Source organism: Pseudoalteromonas sp. G5_S1_54_S4 (assembly GCF_054968565.1).
The window spans coordinates 69,922-84,889 of the sequence record NZ_JBQKUL010000005.1 but is presented as its reverse complement, the minus strand read 5'-3'; the positions used below and the strand labels follow the sequence as shown (position 1 = coordinate 84,889).

Sequence of the window (14,968 nt, the reverse complement as noted above, 5' to 3'; positions counted from 1 at the left end):
AATATAAAAAATGCCGCTAAATTAGCGGCATTTTTGTATCTGCAAATAAACGCGCTTATGGGCGTGGAATAAACCCAACCGCATCATAAACTGCTTTTAATGTAGTTTCTGCACGCGCGCTGGCTTTTTCAGCCCCTGTTCTCATGATGTCATTGAGAAGTGTTTGATCTTCACGAATTTCTTTAAAACGTGTTTGAATTGGCTCAATCATGCTGACAACAGCTGCTGCGGTGTCTTTTTTCAAATGGCCATACATTTTGTCTTCGTATTCAGGGACTAACTCTTCAATTGAGCGCTTAGTTGCCACACTTAGTAGCGTAAGTAAATTAGATACACCTGGCTTTTCTTTGCGATCAAAGTAAATACGCGCTTGCTCGTCAGAATCGGTAACTGCTTTTTTTAGCTTTTTCTCAATCTTTTTCGGCTCGTCTAACATCATAATAAAGCCATTTGGATTTTCATCTGACTTAGACATTTTCTTCAGTGGATCTTGCAGGCTCATGACTCGCGCACCAAATTCTGGAATATACGGTTCTGGCAGCGTAAAAATATCGCCGTAAACATTATTAAAGCGAGTTGCAATATCACGCGTTAATTCAAGGTGCTGTTTTTGATCTTCACCTACAGGTACTTTGTCTGCTTGGTACAGTAAAATATCAGCCGCTTGCAAAGCCGGATAAGCAAATAACCCCACATTAATATTATTAGCATGCGTTGCCGACTTATCTTTAAACTGGGTCATGCGATTAAGCTCACCCATTTGCGCATAACAGTTTAATACCCAGCCAAGTTGCGCATGCTCAGGTACCTGAGATTGTACAAATAATGCCGCTTTTTCTGGGTTAATACCGCATGCCGTATATAACGCAACGCCATCGAGTACACGAGCACGCAATAATTCAGGGTCTTGGCGTACGGTAATTGCATGCAAGTCTGCAAGCATAAAGTAGCTATCATATTCTTCCTGTAGCTTAACCCACTGGTTAATAGCGCCAACATAGTTGCCTATTGTCATACCACCGGTTGGCTGCATGCCACTTAATACTACTGGTTTACTCATGATTTTCCTTTATTTTTACTTAATTAAAAATGCTTAACGCTGTGTTAGTGTCGGTATTATAGCTAAGAAGTTATCGCATAGGTACTGCGGATTATAATCCGCTAACTGCTCTCCCTGGTGATACCCATAAGTAAGCGCTATCACGTCAATGTTAGCGGCTTGCGCTGCGAGTATGTCACTCTTTGAATCACCAATCATAATCGCTTTATCAGGCGTTATATTTAATGCATCGCAAGCAAATAATAGCGGCTCAGGTGACGGTTTTTTTGCCATGTCGTCACCGCAAACAATCACTTCAAAATGACTGCGAATAGCGAGCTTATCTAAAAGCATTTCAGTAAAGCGGCGTGCTTTATTAGTAATAAGTGCTTTAGGCATACCACTGAGGGCAGCAAGACCAGTTTCAACATGCTGATATAACACACTGTATTCACCGACCTGCTCACTGTAATGTTGATAAAACAGATTGATAGCTCGTTCGCTTAAAGCCTCATCGAGATGCTCACTAATTTGCATATCGCCGCAAAGGGCTCGTTTAACTAACACCTCAATGCCGTTACCTACCCAACTTTCAACTAATCGCTGACTGACAATTGGAAACGCTAAATCGCTAAGTGTTAAATTTAAAGCCATATACAAGTCGTACACGCTATCAACTAGGGTGCCGTCTAAGTCAAAAAACGCTGCATCATATTTCATTATTTAACACTTTCTAATTGCTGACGCATCTCATCAATCACCGTTTTATAATCAGGCTGATTAAAAATAGCTGAGCCTGCAACAAACATATCGGCACCCGCTTCAGCCGCCGCTGCTATGTTATCTACTTTAATACCACCATCTACTTCTAAACGAATATCACGTCCAGATTCAACAATGCGTTGTTTTGCCTCTCGCAGTTTCTCGAGTGTTTGTGGAATAAAACTTTGCCCACCAAACCCAGGATTTACTGACATTAATAAGATCACATCTACTTTATCCATTACGTGATCGAGGTAACTTAAACTCGTTGCAGGGTTGAACACTAAGCCTGCTTGGCAACCTTCATCTTTTATCAATTGCAAAGTACGGTCAATATGCTCGCTCGCCTCTGGATGGAAGGTAATAATTGATGCACCCGCCTCGGCAAATTGTGGAATTAAGCTATCTACCGGTTTTACCATTAAATGCACATCAATCGGGGCTTTAATCCCGTAGTCGCGAAGTGCTTTACATACCATTGGGCCAATCGTTAAGTTAGGTACATAATGGTTATCCATTACATCAAAATGAACGACATCAGCACCTGCGGCTAACACTTTGTCGACATCTTCGCCTAATCGTGCAAAGTCTGCAGATAATATTGAGGGCGCTATTAAGTATTTTTGTTCACAGTTGAGCATCGCTAATCCGTTAATGAATAATTTATGCCGTTAATGTAACTTAATTAGCGAAGTTACCCAAGTAGTACCTTTAAAAATAGCGCCAAATAAGTAATGTTAAAGCCTTATTGCGGCTATTCATGAAAAAGAATAACCTGCTGAGGATGTAGGCTTTATAATTAAAAAAAGAATCAGTTTTTAAGCGGGTGTCACTCAGTATTTAAAACACAATACAAATAAACAATAACAAAAATAAAGTGTATTATTTAAGCAGTTTTTGTTATGCTGCGAGAAGAACTAAATTATTAGGTTTATATTATGCGTGCTTTTAAAATTGGATTATTAATCACGTCGGTAAGTGTTATTATTGGAGCAACATCGCTTTGCTCAAATACTGAGCAAGATTTAAGCTCTGCCAACATTTGTCTTCATAAAGAGCAAACCAACGCTATTAATAATAGCGTAACCCGTTGCATTCAAATTGAAGAGGATTCGTCTTGGGCCTCTTGGTTAACAGGTGATAGCCGTAGCGCTCAGTTTCATTACTTAGACTTGCTAGAGTTGTTAACGGGTACTGATGACAAACACAAGCCCTCTTCAATCAAGCCATTATTTTAATTAAATGCAGCACTTTTTTAGCGCGTTACAAAGCGTACTGGCTGCATTTTTTGGTGTTCAATCTGAAGATAAGCGCAAAACAGACTTTAAGCACCACTCTCCAATTACGCTAATAGCTATTGCCGTAGTACTGTTTGTATTATTTGTACTGGCTATTTATGCAACCGTGACTTCGGTGCTAAATACATAGCCATTAGCTCATCCACTTTATTTCGTGAACCGCCCTTTGGACTAATCGTACGTTTAACCTGAATTTTATCCAGTGATGCTTGACTGTAAATTTTGCGTGTCCACACGGTATCGTGGTTTGAAATAAGGACTGGCGTGTTATTCTCAAATGCCGCTTGCTCAGCCAAGTTAGCTAAATTAGCCTGATCATCTAAATTAAATCCGCCTTTAGCGTAAGAGGTAAACGATGCGGTTTTACTTAATGGCACATAGGGCGGATCGCAGTATATCACCGCATTTTTAGGGACCAGTTTAAATACATCATCGTAGCCTAAGCAGGTAAATGTTGCTTTTTGTGCTTTGTTGGCAAAAAAGTACATTTCTTTTTCAGGAAAATAAGGCTTTTTATATTTACCAAAAGGCACATTAAAAATGCCCTTTAAGTTATATCGACATAATCCGTTATAACCATGGCGGTTCATATATAAAAATAAAATAGCTCGCTCATACACATCGCTGCTTTGGTTAAACTGCACACGATAATCGTAATACGCATCTGGATGGTTATTTAAATCAACAAATAGTTTTTTTGCATCGCCAATAAACTCATCCGGCGAACGTTTAAGCTCTTTATATAAATTGATTAAATCAGCATTTATATCGTTAAGTACATAGTGTTTAAAATTACTATTTAAAAACACTGAGCCCGCACCAACAAAAGGTTCAACCAAGGTATCTGCATGTTTACTTGCTTGATTTAGTCGCGCGTTAATATCTTCAACGAGGCTGTATTTTCCGCCAGCCCATTTAAGGAAGGCTCTACTCTTTTGCTGCATTGGCTCTTTACTTCAATTCGGTGTTGCGCGATTTTACACTAAAGTCACTGAGTTTACTGATCAACTCGTGCAATTTCTTGTTTTATTTTGCTAATTTTTTTATAGAAAGGTTTATTTTTTCTTACTCCAGCAGGGAGTGCTTGCAGTGCTTGTTTTGCCTCATTTAAGTTAGCAAAACTGCCTGTTGTTACCACCCACCACATTTTACCATTTCGTTTAGTTTGATATGTATTGGTAATACTTTCTAGCTTATGTTCAGCAATAAACTCATTGCCTACCTGCTGCTGAGTTACGGCTAATAGCTGAATAACAAAATTATCTTCAGGTTGTTCTAGGTACCAGTTACTGGGTATTTTTACTATTTGGCTTTGCTGCTTTACCACCTCAGGTACGCTAATGGCTTCTTCAACCGGCGGCGGTGCTGGCTTTTCTTGTTCAGTTAAAGTCGATGGCTCAGTTAAACTTCCTACAATTGCTGGCACGTCATTGTGGGCACTCTCATCTGTAGTTGGCTCTTTAGTTATAGGCTGTGGTGAAGTAAACAGGGGTGGTGATTTAACCGGTTGTTGTTTATTTTGAATAGCTTGCTCGGTTGTAATAGCGGTTGTGAGGACTTGCTCATCGCTTTGACTATTAGCATTTTTCCACCATTGGGTCATATCAGCTTTGTATACAACGCCAATAATCAATAACATAATTATGAGTAATAGTGTGAGCAACTGTAAGCGCCAAGATACTTTGTCTTTTACGATAATATCAGCAACTTGTTCGCTAGGCTGCCAGGCTAATAAAAGACTTGGGTTACCTTGGGCTTCAACTAAAAAGGTTTTAAATACAGGGTCTTCATCATAAGGTAAAGCCGTGAAGTACCATCCCATTAGCTGCTTACTTTCAACCAAGTTTAATGGCTCTAAATGAATATTAACTGCCTCTTTAAACGGCAATTTAGATTGCGATGCAATCATAATGTAAAGCACATTGGGCGCACTTTTTGATAACAGCTCGAGCTCTGCAATTAGTTCTTCAGATAGGTGCCTGCCGCCATCGATAACCCATAAACACGCGCCGCATTGTTGTTGCTTCGCTAATTGATAATAGTTTTGTGATAAGCTCAGGTTGTGATCAATTAAAGGGGCATTAAAGCTTTGCTCTAATAATTGAGTCATCAATTGCACATCAGTCATTTGAGCGCCAACTTGCACAAACACTTTATTAAAATCGTTATATTTATCAGTGATGAAGGTTTCAAGCAAATAGCTTTTACCTAAACCAGAAGTGCCCAACAAAACAATTAGGTTTTGACCATATTCAAATTGCAATGCGATTCTATCCACCAAAGCCGCACGGCTCGGTAAAATTTGTGACTGCATTTATTGCTCGATCAATGCTCTGACTTGATCATCAGACACATCATCAACTAATGCACATTGACCAAATTCGGTGGGTAAAATGAATCGGATAGTCCCTTTTTTATTCTTTTTATCTTTTCGCATATGCAGTAAAAAGTGCTCACTGGTCATATCGCTAGGTATCTCGATTGGTAAGCTATATTGCGCTATTAATGTAGCAATACGCTCTACATCTTCTCGTGTTAAATCTTGGCGAGTATAAGCAAGCTTTGCAGCAAGCACCATACCTGTCGCGACCGCTTCTCCATGTAACCAAACACCGTAACCCATTTGTGCTTCAATAGCATGCGCAAACGTGTGCCCTAAATTTAACAACGCACGAAGGCCCTGCTCTTTTTCATCTTGTGCAACAATAAGCGCTTTAATTTCACAGCATCTGAAGATGATGTGCTGTAAACACGTCTCGTCTAATTGTTGTAATTTAGCGATGTTATGCTCTAGATAAGCAAACAGTTCAGTATCGTAAATCAAGCCATACTTAATAACTTCAGCCATGCCTGCAGCAAACTCGCGTGTTGGTAAGGTATGCAACGAACGCGTGTCAATAAATACAGCTTGGGGTTGATAAAAAGCCCCAATCATATTTTTACCTAGCGGGTGATTAACCGCTGTTTTGCCGCCAACTGAAGAATCAACTTGAGATAATAAAGTGGTTGGTATTTGGATAAAAGGGACGCCACGCTGATAACAAGCAGCAACAAATCCAGTTAAATCACCTACAACGCCACCACCTAATGCAATTAAGCAGGTGTCACGGCCGCAATTATTCTCAAGTAGGAATGCCGAAATTTTTTCAAACCAAGTGAGTGATTTATATTGCTCACCATCTGGAATAATAAAATGCAGTGGGTTTAGCTGTGCTAATGAATCAAGCAACTGTTGAAGGTACAGCGGTGCAATCGTTTCATTAGTAATGATGATAGGCCGACAATCACCAATGTGATGGATTAGACGGCCTGTATCTTGAAGTGCAGATTGACCAATATAAATAGGATAACTTCGCTCGTCTAAATTAACAGTTAATTCAAGCATGCTGGGTTAGTCCTTTTTAATACTGGCTTTTAAAAATCCAATTTCTCGATGATTTGGTTAGCAACAACTTTCGCGCTCTGCTCATCAGTGCGTACAACAAAATCAGCTACTTCTTTATATAATGGTTCACGCTCTTCTGCTAAGCGCTCAAGTACATCACGAGGTGCTTCTTCTGTTTGCAGTAATGGGCGACGCTTGTCGCGTTGCGTACGTGCAACTTGCTTTTCAATCGGTGTCTCTAAGTATACAACAATACCGCGAGCCGAAAGCTTGTTTCGAACTTCTTTACTCATTACTGAGCCACCACCGGTTGCAAGTACAATACCTTGCATTTCGGTTAAGTCACCAATAACAGATTCTTCACGAAGTCTAAAGCCTTCCTCACCTTCAAGATCGAATACCCAGGCAATATCTGCGCCCGTGCGACGTTCGATTTCTTGATCAGAATCAACAAATTCAAGGTGTAATTGGTCAGCGATGTGACGACCAATCGTGCTTTTGCCAGCCCCCATGGGGCCAACTAGAAATATATTACGTTTCTCAGCCATATCTTTTAGTACAAACGAACTCTAAAATTTGAAATAAAACCCCGCCTAACGACCTGGCCCCAAAATTAAGAAAGGGATTATCTCAGTAATCGGTCGGGTATTTCAAGTCAATTAGGATAAAAAGCCATATAACGAGTAATTAAACTAAATAATTACCCACTGGTTAACAAAAAAGCACCTTATTATAGGCAAGTTTATCTTCTAGGGTTAAAATTTATGCAATTAAGGTTACTACATTGTTGCTTCATGAAAGCTTTCGCATGGTAACTTTACAAGAGCCTGAATTACAAACAACATAAACGCAGCCTTAAATACATCCGCAGTACAGTACATGATCAAAATTATATACTGTCTTATTGTACATTTATAGGGAGTGTTCACACCACGATAACTAAATTACATACCCATACTATCTAGGCTGGTATTCAACCTAGATAGCTTAAATATTTAGTCTATTTGGATTTTAGGTGTGACAAAAATCAGCAGTTCGCGCTTTTCATTGAACTCGCTTGTGCTTTTAAATAGTCTTCCTACGTAAGGAAGGTCGCCCAATAAAGGTACTTTTTTGGTCGAATTAATAATTTGCTGTTGGAAAATACCACCCAACACTACCGTTTGTCCATTCTCAACGAGTACTTGAGTCTCAATTTGTTGCGTATCGATGGCAACCGCTGGGCCTGTACCTGTTTGAACCGTATCCCCTCGGGTATCTTGAGTAATGATTAAATTTAAAATAACTTTGTTATCGGGTGTGATATGAGGTGTCACCTCTAGGCTTAGTACCGCCTTTTTAAAACTTACGGTTGTTGCACCACTTGAAGCTGACTCCACATACGGGATCTCAGTACCTTGTTCAATACGCGCTTTTTGCTGATTAGCAGCAGTAATGCGTGGGCTTGCAATGATTTCACCTTTGTTTTCTTCTTCAAGGGCGGTTAATTCTAAATCAATTAATGTTCCGTTAGCCAATTTAGCAATGTGCATACCTATACTTGCCGATGGATTCGCCACAGGTAAATTAACGTTAAGTCGATCAGAAAGGCTAGGAATATTACCATTAGAAATCGTTTCAGCTCCTTCTAATGTGCCAGAAACACCGTCTGAGCCTTGCTGATCACTAAACCCCCAACGAACCCCCAAGTCTTCAGTTACGTTGTCACGTACGGTTACCATACGCGCTTCAATAACCACTTGTTTAACCGGTATATCTAAGGTCTCGACCATACGACGAACACTTTCAATACTTTTTGCAGTGTCTTTCATTAATAACGTATTAGTACGTTGATCAACAGACACGCTCCCTCTGGCTGTAATAATACTATTGGTATCTGTTTTTAATAAGTCGGCAAAATCTTCTGCTTTTGCATAATTTAAGCGGATGTATTCACTGTAAAGTGGCTCTAAATCCTCAACTTGCTGTTTAGCTTTTAACTCTTTTGCTTCACGGGCAGCCAGCTCTTCAGATGGTGCAACCATTAAAATAGAACCGTCCATGCGTTTGTCTAAGCCTTTTATTCTAAGCACGACATCTAACGCCTGATCCCACGGAACCCCATCAAGGCGAAGAGTAATATTGCCTGTCACTGAGTCGCTTGTTACCAAGTTAAAATCATTGTAACCAGCAATAATCTGTAACACAGCACGAACAGAGATATCTTGAAAATTAAGCGTCATAGGACGACCCAAGTACTCTTTACCACCATCTAAGTAGGCATTTTGCGTTTCATCTTTCTCAACCGTTAAGGTAAAAATATTCTCAATTTGCTGATAGGTATAGGCAAAAGCAGTGTTCGGTTCAATCACTAAACGTGTAAGGTTATCTTCTTTAAACGTTTCAATACTGCTCACCACAGTACCAAAATCAAGTACATCTAATTCATACAATAAATCATCTAAAATATCGGTATGATGAAACTCGGCAATGATTTTTCCGCCGCTTTCATGCACCTCTACAGCTGCCTGAGTATCTTGTAGATAAACAAGTACTTTCGCTTCACCTTTTTCTCCACGTCGAAAGTCAATTGCTTGAATACCGTTAATATAATTAGACGTGTAAGCAGGCTTATCTTCGCTGGTTGCTAAAATTTGCTCTGTGAGTGGGTTATCAGAAATTCTAATAGAAACTAAATTATTGTTTACTTCAGTCTCATAAATTTTTAATCGGTCCAAGTTAATGGTCACTTTTAAACCCGCACTGGTCATCATACTCGTGATGTTACTGATACCAGCTTGGTTGATAGCGATATTCGTCAACCCTTCATCTAATTCTACCCCATCAAATAGTAGCTCTATTCTTGCAGGGCTATTAAAAACTTGTACTGCTGGTTGCTGCTGCAACTCTTCATCAAAAACTAGCTGTAATTCGGTTTCACCTTTAAGCAATGGATTATACCGAACGTCATAGAGTAAAGGGGCTGCACTTACGGCTTTTGTCATTAGTAGTAAAAAAACAAACAATAAAGCAGATAAAATACGATGATGCGAACACTCACCTTTGTGCATATAGGGTATACCTTTTTTCTTATTAATTTGCGCCATTGGTTGCCGCCTCTAACATTTCTAATTTGGTCAAACGTTCTTTCCAACAACCTGACCCATCAGGGATTAATTCTACTAATTCAATATAGTCACTATTAACACTGCTTACTTTTCCGTCATAGGTGCCTAAATAGCTTCCTATTGTTACTCGGTGCAAGGTGTCATCAGCAGCTGTAATGAGCGCCCATGTTTTGCCGTTCGATCCTATTGTGCCCCTCATTGCTAAATTATCTAATGGGTACTTCTCCAGTGGCTGACGAACACGCTCTGGATCTGGGTGAAGACAGTTTTTAACTTGTGTTAGCTTGTTTTGAATAATTTCTGGTTCTGGCGCTACAAAAGGGCTACGTAAATCTTTGGCGTTATACTCAAAGTGCTCAAACTTAACTAGCTCAGGTATTTTTTCAATACGTGCCGTGGTATTTGCCTTAACCTGATCAATAAATTCTTTTTGCTCCGATGTATCCTCGTTACAGCCACTGAGCAAAAACATCGCAGTGGTTAAAAAGAGAAGCTGCTTCATCATCTCACCCCCTCTTCATAACGGTAAGTTTTTGCTACTACACTGAATGTTAGCTGCTTTTCGCCAGATGATAAAATAGAAAAGTCATGTAAACTGACAATTCTTGGTAGTTGAGCCACTTTCCCTACAAATTCGCCAAACTCATGATAAGTACCTACCACTTCAATTTTAATTGGCAACTCGGTATAAAACTCTTTTTCAACTTCTGGCAACCAACCAATTTTTAAAAATGTTAACCCGCTGGTTGTTCCCACATAAGAAAGGTCGTCCAATAATCCTGGCGTCTCATTTGAAGTAGGTAGGCGTTTTAATAATTGAGAGAATTTATCTTCCATCTCAACCATTTGCTCACGATAAATATCAAGCTTACTGGCAACTGCATATTTAGTTCGGTAGGTTGTGCGTAACTCAATTTCCTTAGCAACGGCATTGTGGTAGCTGTCTATTTCATCCGACACTAATAAGCTGTAGCTAAAAAACAACACCAAACAAGCTACAAAAGTTCCGCATATTGCTTTTACAATAACAGGCCACTCACCGATGTTATCGAGCTCGATTTCATTCCAATCGATTTCTGTAAACGATTTAAAATCAAGGTTCATTACGTACCTCACCTATTTTGCCAAATGGTTTTACGTAAAACTCCATATTAAAATCGCTGAGTAAACGTGAAGATTGATCGCCGGCAACAATACCTTGCATAGTCGGGCGCTCTAATAAGTAAGAGCTTTGTACCTGTCTGAGCATAGTAGATAAACGATTATTAGACTCACTTTTGCCTAACACATGAATTTGATTACCTTTGCGCTCCAGCTTGGTTAAATAAACCCCTGCAGGCACTATTTTTGCCACTTCATCCATTATTTGGGTGCCTAAATTACGACTACTTTGTAACTCTTCAATTAAACGCATACGTTGTTGTAAGTTTTCTTTTTTCTTGTCTAGATCACGTATGTCGCGAATTTTATTGTCGAGGGTTGTAATTTCTGAACTAAGATAATTATTTTTTAACGTCTGTCCTTCTTTTAGAGCACCATAAAACACACTCAGCATATACATACCAGCAAAACAGACGATAACCACAGCCATAAGAAGTGTTATAAATTTCTTTTTAGACTGCTCACGCTGTAGCTCACGCCAAGGTAATAAATTTATATGTGGCATGATGAAAAGCTCCTCAACGCCAGGCCAGTCGCAATTGCAAATTGAGTGCGGTGGCGCTGTATTATATTACGATCAACTCTAGGGGATATTTCCATCTTATCAAATGGTTCAACAACAACTGTGTGTATTCCTAATTCTTCAATCAGCAATCTATCAATGCCTTTAATCATCGCTGAGCCGCCCGTCAATACAATATAGTCCAATTGTTCTTTACCTGTGGTGGTTAAAAACATTTGAACAGCACGACGAACCTGCTGGAGTAACGATGTTTGAAAAGGAGCTAACACTTCAAATGTATAGTTTGGAGGTAAATCACCGGTTGTTTTGCCAATTTCAGCTTCATCAAAGCCTTTGTTGTAGTAAGCAACGATACTATTTGTGTATTGGTCGCCACCAAATACTTGGTCACGGGTATAAATTGTCTCACCAGATTGCACTACACTCACCAAGGTGAGTACAGCACCAATATCAACCACTGCAACCGTTTTGTCATATGCATCTGATGGTAACTGTTGGTAGTAAACATCCATAGCGCGACTTAGCGCATAGCTTTCAACATCCACTACTTTTGCGGTTAAATTCGCAGCACTTAACGCACCGACTCTGGCTTCAACGCTTTCGGTTCTAGCGGCAGAGAGCAGTACATTTATTTTGCTCGGGTCAGCACTATTTGTAGAGAGCTTTTCAAAATCAAGACTCACTTCATCTAGTGGGTAAGGAATTAAGCTGTCGGCTTCAATTTCAATCTGCGACTCTAATTCAGCGTCGCTTAAGGAAACATCCATGAAAATAACTTTGGTAATCACGGTTTGCCCAGAGACGGCAACAGACGCGAATTTTAGCGACTTTGGTAGCTTTCGTTTTAACTTGATTATCACATTACCAATTGCTTCAATATCTTGAATATTACGCTCGCTCATAGCGCCTTTTGGCATAGGTTCAATTGCAAGTGCTTCTAGTCGAAGCCCAGTTTCTGTTTCACTTAAAAGTACGGCCTTGATAGAGTGCGATCCAATATCAATACCTACCATCATTGGTGATGGTTTTTTTATTAGTTGACTTAGCATGTTTGCAACTTTGCCTTTGTTTTAATAATAAACAAGTTATAATTTATATCTTAAAAAATATTATTCAATTTTTAATCAATATATACTAGCAGTCTCAACCTGTAATTGGGAGTCCGTTTAGGGAAATATCAGTGATTTTATTAAAAAGAACTTTACAATTTTTGATCATTTGTGCATTACTTGCACTAATTACATTGCTCAGCCTTTATTACTACGTTAAATCCGATATTCCCAGCGTGCAAGTTTTAAAAAACGTGCAATTACAAACGCCTATGCAAGTATTTACTAAAGATGGGCTTTTAATCAACCAATTTGGTGAAAAAAGACGGATCCCTGTAACTATAGACCAAATTCCCCAGCCTTTATTGCAGGCTTTTTTGGCAACTGAAGATAACCGCTTTTACGATCATATCGGTATTGATCCAATTGGTATTGTGCGCTCAGCGCTAGTACTTATTTCTACTGGTGAGAAAAAGCAAGGTGCCAGTACTATTACCATGCAATTAGCTCGTAACTTCTTTTTAACACGAGAAAAAGCCTACATTCGTAAAGTAAAAGAAATATTTATTGCCATTCATATCGAAAACCTCCTCTCAAAAGATGAAATATTTGAGCTTTACCTAAATAAAATCGAATTAGGAAATCGTGCCTTTGGTATTGGTGCTGCGGCTCAAGTTTATTATGGTAAAGAACTAAAAGAGTTAACTCTTGCGCAAATGGCAATGATTGCTGGTTTACCAAAAGCCCCTTCGGCACTTAATCCTATTCGTAATCCAGAACGTGCTAAAGCAAGAAGAAATGTGGTGTTAGGAAGAATGCTTGAAGAGAAGTATATTTCAAGAGCGCAGTATAATGAAGCCACTAACCAACCAATTACCGCGTATTTTCATGGAGCTGAAATTGACTTATATGCGCCGTACATTTCAGAAATGGTACGAGCAGAAATGGTGTCACGCTACGGTATAGATAAAGCCTATAACTCAGGGTTTAAAGTGTACACCTCTGTTGAATCAGATGTTCAAAAAGCAGCACAAACAGCTCTAGTTAATAACCTACATGCCTACGATATGCGCCATGGTTTTAGAGGCCCTGAAGCCATATTGTGGGATCCGCAAACAGAGCCGCCATTAACGCAGTCGAAATTATTAAACACTTTAAAAACTGTTAATGAATTTGGCCCTTTAAAAACGGCTGCGGTGTTAAGCGTGAGCGATAAAAGCGCTGAAGTTATACTTAAAAGCGGCGAGCGCACAACCCTTACTTGGGATAACCTAAAATGGGCACGTAAGTTTATTACACGCTATCGCCAAAGCTTTGCGCCTGAAACAGCAAGCGATATATTAACTCCAGGCATGCAAATATGGCTGCGCAAAAATGACGATAATAGCTATATTTTAAGTCAAATACCTGAAGCGGCGAGCGCCATTGTTTCTTTAGACCCACAAGACGGGCGCATAAAAGCCATTGTTGGTGGATATAGTTTTGAACAAAGCCAATATAACCGAGCTGTACAAGCTAAACGCCAAGTAGGCTCAAATATTAAGCCGTTTATATATTCAGCTGCGCTTGAAAAAGGCTACACACTAGCGTCAATTTTAAATGATGCTCCTATAAATCAATGGGATAAGAGCCAAGGCGTTGCATGGCGACCAAAAAACAGCCCAGCTATTTATAATGGCCCAATTCGCATTCGTCGTGCTTTAGCCCAATCTAAGAATGTAATTTCCGTACGTTTATTAAGGGGCGTTGGACTGCAAAGAACAGCCGATCATTTATTAAAATTTGGTTTTGACGATAAAGATATAAATCGTAGTGAGTCACTGGCATTAGGCAGTGCATCCATTACGCCGCTTGAATTAGCTCGTGGGATGAGTGCTTTTGCTAATGGCGGTCACCTAATTGAGCCGTACTTTATTTCACAAATCCAAGATGCAATGGGTAATACGTTATTTAAAACCAATCCCACCATTATTTGTGATGATGAAACGACAACACCTAGCTCGCTAATGCTAGGTGAGCAAGTAGCACCAAATTGTGCGCCGCAGATCATCTCTAAACAAAATGCATTTTTAATTGCCAGCGCAATGAATAGTGCTATTTGGGGTGGCGGTAGCTGGTCACATAAAACCGGTTGGAGTGGAACAGGCTGGCGTGCACAAGCGCTAAAACGTCGCGATCTTTCTGGTAAAACAGGCACGACAAATGATTCTGTAGATACTTGGTTTAGTGGCTTTAACCGCGATGTGATGACATCAGTTTGGGTTGGCTTTGATAACCCAGGTAATACACTGGGACGCTCAACCTACAATAACAACTTAGGAAGTGGTCAAATATCAGGTGCTGAGTCAGGCGCAAAAACAGCTCAGCCTGCATGGGTTGATTTTATGCGCGCCGCACTGGATGGCAAACCTGCTGCGCCCATCGAACCACCTGAAGGCTTAGTTTCTATTCGTATTGATTTAGAAACCGGATTATTAAGTCATAAAAACGATTACACCAGCCGTTTTGAATACTTTGAAAAAGGCACCGCTCCTACCAAGTATGTGTTATCACAACCAAATGATATATTTGAAGAAAACACTAAAACTGAAGAAGAGCTATTTTAAATATAGCGAACAGTAAAAAGGCCGCAAATTAGCGGCCT

General features: G+C 39.7%; 15 protein-coding genes. 3 read left to right on the top strand and 12 right to left on the bottom strand.

Features of this window, described 5'->3' with window-relative positions:
* Window positions 1–55: 55 nt before the first annotated feature.
* The 3 genes from trpS to rpe are packed head-to-tail and all read right to left on the bottom strand — an operon-like array spanning window position 56 to window position 2,442.
* Complete coding sequence (gene trpS, locus ACTRWE_RS03625; protein ID WP_008115060.1) at window positions 56–1,060, bottom strand: tryptophan--tRNA ligase; 1,005 nt, start codon at window positions 1,058–1,060, stop codon at window positions 56–58.
* Window positions 1,061–1,093: 33 nt separating this feature from the next.
* Window positions 1,094–1,759 carry a phosphoglycolate phosphatase gene (locus ACTRWE_RS03620; protein WP_008115059.1) on the bottom strand — a complete coding sequence of 222 codons (666 nt, stop codon included), beginning with the start codon at window positions 1,757–1,759 and terminating at the stop codon, window positions 1,094–1,096.
* A complete protein-coding gene (gene rpe / locus ACTRWE_RS03615; RefSeq protein WP_028834492.1) occupies window positions 1,759–2,442 on the bottom strand; it encodes a ribulose-phosphate 3-epimerase in 684 nt (227 codons plus the stop codon). Before rpe ends, ACTRWE_RS03620 begins: the two co-directional genes overlap by 1 nt.
* Window positions 2,443–2,739: 297 nt before the next feature.
* Between rpe and ACTRWE_RS03610 the strand changes: the two genes are divergently transcribed.
* Together ACTRWE_RS03610 and ACTRWE_RS03605 are read left to right on the top strand one after the other, a co-directional pair.
* Window positions 2,740–3,039, top strand: coding sequence for a hypothetical protein (locus ACTRWE_RS03610; RefSeq protein ID WP_462879505.1), 300 nt, complete (start codon window positions 2,740–2,742; stop codon window positions 3,037–3,039).
* Between the two features lie 4 nt (window positions 3,040–3,043).
* Window positions 3,044–3,229 (top strand): DUF2970 domain-containing protein, encoded by a 186-nt coding sequence (locus tag ACTRWE_RS03605; protein WP_013463909.1) that lies wholly within the window; start codon window positions 3,044–3,046, stop codon window positions 3,227–3,229.
* Here the strand turns inward: ACTRWE_RS03605 and ACTRWE_RS03600 are convergent.
* From ACTRWE_RS03600 to ACTRWE_RS03560, 9 genes are all read right to left on the bottom strand, one after another.
* The gene (locus ACTRWE_RS03600) at window positions 3,192–4,043 is read right to left on the bottom strand and encodes a Dam family site-specific DNA-(adenine-N6)-methyltransferase (protein ID WP_462879504.1); all 852 of its coding nucleotides are present in this window, start codon (window positions 4,041–4,043) and stop codon (window positions 3,192–3,194) included. The genes ACTRWE_RS03605 and ACTRWE_RS03600 overlap by 38 nt on opposite strands.
* Before the next feature lie 53 nt (window positions 4,044–4,096).
* Complete coding sequence (locus ACTRWE_RS03595) at window positions 4,097–5,413, bottom strand: SPOR domain-containing protein (protein ID WP_290157294.1); 1,317 nt, start codon at window positions 5,411–5,413, stop codon at window positions 4,097–4,099.
* Entirely contained in the window at window positions 5,414–6,484 is a 1,071-nt protein-coding gene (gene aroB, locus ACTRWE_RS03590; protein ID WP_033104301.1) for a 3-dehydroquinate synthase, read from the bottom strand.
* 29 nt (window positions 6,485–6,513) lie between these two features.
* Window positions 6,514–7,032: a shikimate kinase AroK gene (gene aroK / locus ACTRWE_RS03585; protein WP_008466255.1), complete on the bottom strand. Its 519-nt coding sequence runs from the start codon at window positions 7,030–7,032 to the stop codon at window positions 6,514–6,516.
* Window positions 7,033–7,479: 447 nt separating this feature from the next.
* Window positions 7,480–9,570, bottom strand: coding sequence for a type IV pilus secretin PilQ (locus ACTRWE_RS03580; protein WP_036955760.1), 2,091 nt, complete (start codon window positions 9,568–9,570; stop codon window positions 7,480–7,482).
* Entirely contained in the window at window positions 9,557–10,093 is a 537-nt protein-coding gene (locus ACTRWE_RS03575; protein WP_008115036.1) for a pilus assembly protein PilP, read from the bottom strand. The genes ACTRWE_RS03580 and ACTRWE_RS03575 overlap by 14 nt, the downstream gene beginning before the upstream one ends.
* On the bottom strand, window positions 10,093–10,695 hold the full coding sequence (locus ACTRWE_RS03570) for a type IV pilus inner membrane component PilO (protein ID WP_008115035.1): 603 nt from the start codon (window positions 10,693–10,695) through the stop codon (window positions 10,093–10,095). Before ACTRWE_RS03570 ends, ACTRWE_RS03575 begins: the two co-directional genes overlap by 1 nt.
* A complete protein-coding gene (locus ACTRWE_RS03565; protein ID WP_008115031.1) occupies window positions 10,685–11,257 on the bottom strand; it encodes a PilN domain-containing protein in 573 nt (190 codons plus the stop codon). The genes ACTRWE_RS03570 and ACTRWE_RS03565 overlap by 11 nt, the downstream gene beginning before the upstream one ends.
* The gene (locus ACTRWE_RS03560; RefSeq protein ID WP_013463905.1) at window positions 11,245–12,324 is read right to left on the bottom strand and encodes a pilus assembly protein PilM; all 1,080 of its coding nucleotides are present in this window, start codon (window positions 12,322–12,324) and stop codon (window positions 11,245–11,247) included. The genes ACTRWE_RS03565 and ACTRWE_RS03560 overlap by 13 nt, the downstream gene beginning before the upstream one ends.
* A 131-nt stretch (window positions 12,325–12,455) precedes the next feature.
* On the opposite strand from ACTRWE_RS03560, the gene ACTRWE_RS03555 reads away from it, so the two are divergent.
* Window positions 12,456–14,930, top strand: coding sequence for a penicillin-binding protein 1A (locus tag ACTRWE_RS03555; protein WP_024602146.1), 2,475 nt, complete (start codon window positions 12,456–12,458; stop codon window positions 14,928–14,930).
* Window positions 14,931–14,968 lie beyond the last annotated feature (38 nt).

Bases quoted from the DNA above. Each gene is read 5' to 3' on its own strand.
- trpS (WP_008115060.1), bottom strand. From the start codon at position 1,060: ATGAGTAAACCAGTAGTATTAAGTGGCATGCAGCCAACCGGTGGTATG.
- ACTRWE_RS03620 (WP_008115059.1), bottom strand. From the start codon at position 1,759: ATGAAATATGATGCAGCGTTTTTTGACTTAGACGGCACCCTAGTTGAT.
- rpe (WP_028834492.1), bottom strand. From the start codon at position 2,442: ATGCTCAACTGTGAACAAAAATACTTAATAGCGCCCTCAATATTATCT.
- ACTRWE_RS03610 (WP_462879505.1), top strand. From the start codon at position 2,740: ATGCGTGCTTTTAAAATTGGATTATTAATCACGTCGGTAAGTGTTATT.
- ACTRWE_RS03605 (WP_013463909.1), top strand. From the start codon at position 3,044: ATGCAGCACTTTTTTAGCGCGTTACAAAGCGTACTGGCTGCATTTTTT.
- ACTRWE_RS03600 (WP_462879504.1), bottom strand. From the start codon at position 4,043: ATGCAGCAAAAGAGTAGAGCCTTCCTTAAATGGGCTGGCGGAAAATAC.
- ACTRWE_RS03595 (WP_290157294.1), bottom strand. From the start codon at position 5,413: ATGCAGTCACAAATTTTACCGAGCCGTGCGGCTTTGGTGGATAGAATC.
- aroB (WP_033104301.1), bottom strand. From the start codon at position 6,484: ATGCTTGAATTAACTGTTAATTTAGACGAGCGAAGTTATCCTATTTAT.
- aroK (WP_008466255.1), bottom strand. From the start codon at position 7,032: ATGGCTGAGAAACGTAATATATTTCTAGTTGGCCCCATGGGGGCTGGC.
- ACTRWE_RS03580 (WP_036955760.1), bottom strand. From the start codon at position 9,570: ATGGCGCAAATTAATAAGAAAAAAGGTATACCCTATATGCACAAAGGT.
- ACTRWE_RS03575 (WP_008115036.1), bottom strand. From the start codon at position 10,093: ATGAAGCAGCTTCTCTTTTTAACCACTGCGATGTTTTTGCTCAGTGGC.
- ACTRWE_RS03570 (WP_008115035.1), bottom strand. From the start codon at position 10,695: ATGAACCTTGATTTTAAATCGTTTACAGAAATCGATTGGAATGAAATC.
- ACTRWE_RS03565 (WP_008115031.1), bottom strand. From the start codon at position 11,257: ATGCCACATATAAATTTATTACCTTGGCGTGAGCTACAGCGTGAGCAG.
- ACTRWE_RS03560 (WP_013463905.1), bottom strand. From the start codon at position 12,324: ATGCTAAGTCAACTAATAAAAAAACCATCACCAATGATGGTAGGTATT.